The organism is Burkholderia sp. HMSC10F09 (genome assembly GCF_001806955.1).
Classification (GTDB): domain Bacteria; phylum Pseudomonadota; class Gammaproteobacteria; order Burkholderiales; family Burkholderiaceae; genus Burkholderia; species Burkholderia multivorans.
Map to the genome: position 1 here is coordinate 1 of NZ_KV786535.1, position 3,993 is coordinate 3,993.

The following is a 3,993-nucleotide window of genomic DNA, read 5'->3' on the forward strand; positions in this document are numbered from 1 at the left end:
CCGGCGCCCCCCGCGCCGACCAGCAGCGCGCGCTTCCCGCGCAGGTCGCAGCCGGCGTCGGCGAGCGCGGCGACGAAGCCGATGCCGTCGAACATGCCGCCGTGCCAGCCGCCGTCAGCCGTGCGGCGCAGCGTGTTCACCGCGCCGAGGAACGCAGCTTCGTCAGATAGGCTCGTGCAGAATGCGGCGGCGCTGAACTTGTGCGGCACGGTGACGATCACGCCGTCGACATTGCGCATTGGCGACACGCCCGCGAAGAACGCCGCGAGATGGTCCGGCGCGACATGCGCGGGGACCACGAGCGCATCGCGGCCGGCCTCGCGCAGCGCGGCCGTCACGCCGTTCGGCGAGCGCACCTGCGCGATCGGGTCGCCGACGATGAAGTGGATGCGCGTCGCGCCGCTCAGGCCTTCGTCGAGCGAAACGGGAATGGGCGCGGTCAGAGGGGAAGTCATGCTGTTTTCATCTCCAGGGTTGAACCGGCATCGTCATGCACAATGCCGAGCAGTCTTGCCTGCGTGGCCGCGTCCTGTTCGAGCGCGGCCGCGCTGCTTTCGTGGGCGACGCGGCCGTTGACGAGCACGTACGCGCGGTCGGCGATCGGCAGCACCATGTCGGCCTGGTGCTCGACGATCACCACGCTCGCGCGCTCGCGCAGCTTCACGACCGCGTCGAGCACTTCCTGCACGACGGCGGGCGCGAGCCCTTCGAACGGCTCGTCGAGCAGGATCGCCTTCGCGGGCGCCATCAACGCGCGCGCGATCGCCACCATCTGCCGCTCGCCGCCCGACAGGTGTTCGGCGCGCGCGTCCTTGCGGGTCGCGAGGCGCGGGAACAGCGCGAACATCTCGTCGACGCTCGCGCCGCCCTTGCGCGCGGCGAGCCGCAGGTTTTCCGCGACGGTGAGGTTCGGGAACAGCCTGCGGCCCTCGGGCACCATCGCGAGGCCGAGGCGGTTGATCTCGTGCGCGGGGCGGCCGGTGATGTCGTGGCCGTCGAACGTGATGCGCCCGGCCGTGACGTCGGCGACGCCGGTCGCGGCGCGCAGCGTCGTCGTCTTGCCGACGCCGTTGCGTCCGAGGATCGCGATCACTTCGCCTTCGTGCAGCGTGATGTCGATGCCGTCGAGGATCGTGTTGCCGGTGTAGCCCGCCTTTACGTTTTCGAGACGGAGCAGCGGCCGGCGCGCGGCTGCCGCCGCACCGTCGTGCGCGCGAGCTTCGTCGTCGCGCGCGGCGAGCCGCGCATCGACCGGCCGTTCGCCTTTCGCATGACCGAGGTACGCTTCGATCACTTCCGGATGGCGCGCAACCTCGGCGGGGGAGCCGTCCGCGATCAGACGGCCGCGATGCAGCACGCTGACGCGATCCGAGATGGTCAGCACGCGGTCGATGTCGTGCTCGATCAGCAGCACCGCATGATGGTTCGCGAGCTCGCGAATGATCGCGGCGACGCGCGCGCGATCGGCTTCGGCGAGACCGGCGAGCGGCTCGTCGAGCAGCAGCAGGCGCGCGCGCGTCGCGAGCGACAGCGCGATTTCGAGCAGGCGCTGCTCGCCGTGCGACAGGCTTTCGCACGCGTGCGCCGCGCGCTCGACGAGGCCGACTGCCGCGAGCAGCGACCAGGTCTGCGCATTCTGTTCGTCGAGCTTGTGCGCGTCGCGCCACAGGCCGAGGCGATCGTGCTGCGCGGCCTGCACGGCGACACGCACGTTCTCGAACACGGTGAGGTTGCGGAACACGCTGAGGATCTGGAACGAGCGGCTCATGCCGAGCCGCACGCGCCGGAACATCGCGAGCTTCGTCACGTCGCGGCCGTCGAACGTGATCGTGCCGGCGCTCGGAGACAGCACGCCGGTCAGCATGTTGAAGAAGGTGGTCTTGCCCGCGCCGTTCGGGCCGATGAAGCTGTGCAGCCGGTACGGATGGACGTCGAGGTCGATCCGGTCGGCGGTCACCAGCGAGCCGAAACGCTTCGACAGGCCGCGCACGCTCAGCACCGGCGTAGCGGGATCGGAGTCGATGCGGCTTGCGCGATACGGTGCGATGACGTCGGGACGCGCGGGAATCGTGTCGCGCACGAGTGTCCAGCGCGACCGCCGCAGCACGCGCTGCACGATGCCGTGGATGCCTTCGGGCGAGAAGAACGCGAATGCGATGACGATCGGCGCGAAGATCAGCCACCAGTGCTCGGTGAGGCTGCTCAGCTTGTCCTCGAGCAGGATGAACGCGATCGCACCCCACAGCGGCCCGAGAAACTGGTGGACGCCGCCGAGCACGGTCATCAGCAGGCTGTCGCCCGCGTGTTCCCAGCTCAGGTTGTTCGCATACGCGCCCTGCAGCATCAGGCACAGCAGGCCGCCCGCATAGCCGATCACGGCCGCCGAGATCACGAAGGCGCGCAACTTGAGCCGGTAGGTGTCGTAGCCGAGGCTCGCCGCGCGCTGCTCGTTGTCGCGCAACGCCTGCAGCGCGCGCCCGAACGGCGCATGCACGATGCGCCACAGCAGCCAGGCGACGGCGATCACCGTCACGCACGCGAACACGTGGAAGGCGGCGGCCGTCGGGAAGGTCGGGCGCGGCACGTTCTGCAGGCCGTTTTCGCCGCCGGTCACGTCGGTCCACTTGAACGCGATCTCGAACGCGATCTGCGAGCAGGCGAGCGTGAGCAGCGAGAAGTACAGCCCGCGCCGGCGCAACACGATCGCGCCGATCAGCGCGGCCAGCACGGTCGTCACGATCACGCTGGCCGCGAGCGCGAGCACCTCGTTGCCAAGCACGTGCAGCAGCGACACGGCGACCAGATAGGTGGTCGTGCCGAAGAACACCGATGCGCCGAACGGCACCAGCCCCGTGTAGGCGACGAGCAGGTTCACGCCCATCCCGTACAGCGTGTAGATCGCGATCTGCGTCGCGCGTTCGAGCGGTGTGCCGGTCGCGGTGAGCGCGAGCGACACGGCGACCAGCGAGAGGGTGAGCACCGCGACCGGGTGCCAGGTCAGATGGCCGAGTTTCATTCGAAGCGCTCCCAGCGTTCGCCAAACAGCCCGCGAGGGCGTACCAGCAGGACGACGGCCATCAGCACGTACATCGCGACCGATGAGCCTTCGGGAAAGAACTGCACGGCCAGCGCGGTCACGATGCCGACCAGCAGGCCCGCGACCACGGCGCCCGCGAACGAGCCGAGGCCGCCGATCGTGACGATCACGAACGCGGGCATCACCGCGGCGGTCGCCATGCCCGGCGTGACCGTGAGCAGCGGCGCGGCCAGCACGCCGGCGGCGCCCGCGAGCAGCGCGCCGAGCGCGAACGCGCCGGTCAGCACGCGCGGCAGGTTGATGCCGAGCAGGCCGACCATCTCCGGATCGCGACTGCCCGCGCGCAGGATCCGCCCGTACGGCGTGTAGTTCATGAACCACCACAGCGCGACGAGGATCGCGACCGTCGCGCCGAGCACGAACAGCCGGTATTTCGTGATCAGCAGCGGCCCGTAGACGAGCAGGCCGCCGAGCGCGTCGGGCGGGCTGAACGGCAGGCCGCCTGCGCCCCACACGAGTCGCGTCAGCGCGGTAATCAGCAGCGACAGCGCGAACGTGACGATCAGGCTGAGCAGCGGCTCCTTGCCGTACAGCCGCCGGATGAAGACCACCTCGATCAGCACACCGACCGCGGCGACGAGCAGCGGCGCGAGCACGACGGCCGCCCAGCCGAACTGCGTCGACAGCGCGATCGCGAAATACGCGCCGAGCGCGAACAGCGCGCCATGCGCAAAATTGACGATGCCGAGCAGCCCGCAGATGATCGACAGCCCGATCGCGAGCAGCACGTAAAGGAATCCCAGCACCAGTCCGTTGGCAACCTGGGACAACACCATTTCTGCCATGCCCATCTCCAGTGTGCGACCCGCCGGGCCAGCGCCGCGCCGTTTGGGCGCGGGGCGGGCAGCGTGCGCGGGATCCGCTCGAGGCTTGCCGGCGCATGCGCCGGCGAGGCG

The 3,993-nt window shown here is 69.9% G+C and carries 3 protein-coding genes; all 3 read right to left on the minus strand.

Annotation, left to right across the window (positions count from 1 at the left end):
- On the minus strand, positions 1–455 hold a 455-nt coding region (locus tag HMPREF3115_RS03235; RefSeq protein WP_371089350.1), incomplete at its 3' end, for a shikimate dehydrogenase family protein.
- A complete protein-coding gene (locus tag HMPREF3115_RS03240; RefSeq protein WP_070553415.1) occupies positions 452–3,016 on the minus strand; it encodes a branched-chain amino acid ABC transporter ATP-binding protein/permease in 2,565 nt (854 codons plus the stop codon). The genes HMPREF3115_RS03240 and HMPREF3115_RS03235, both read right to left, overlap by 4 nt.
- Positions 3,013–3,882 (minus strand): branched-chain amino acid ABC transporter permease, encoded by an 870-nt coding sequence (locus HMPREF3115_RS03245; protein ID WP_006399646.1) that lies wholly within the window; start codon positions 3,880–3,882, stop codon positions 3,013–3,015. The genes HMPREF3115_RS03240 and HMPREF3115_RS03245 overlap by 4 nt, the downstream gene beginning before the upstream one ends.
- Between the last annotated feature and the right edge of the window lie 111 nt (positions 3,883–3,993).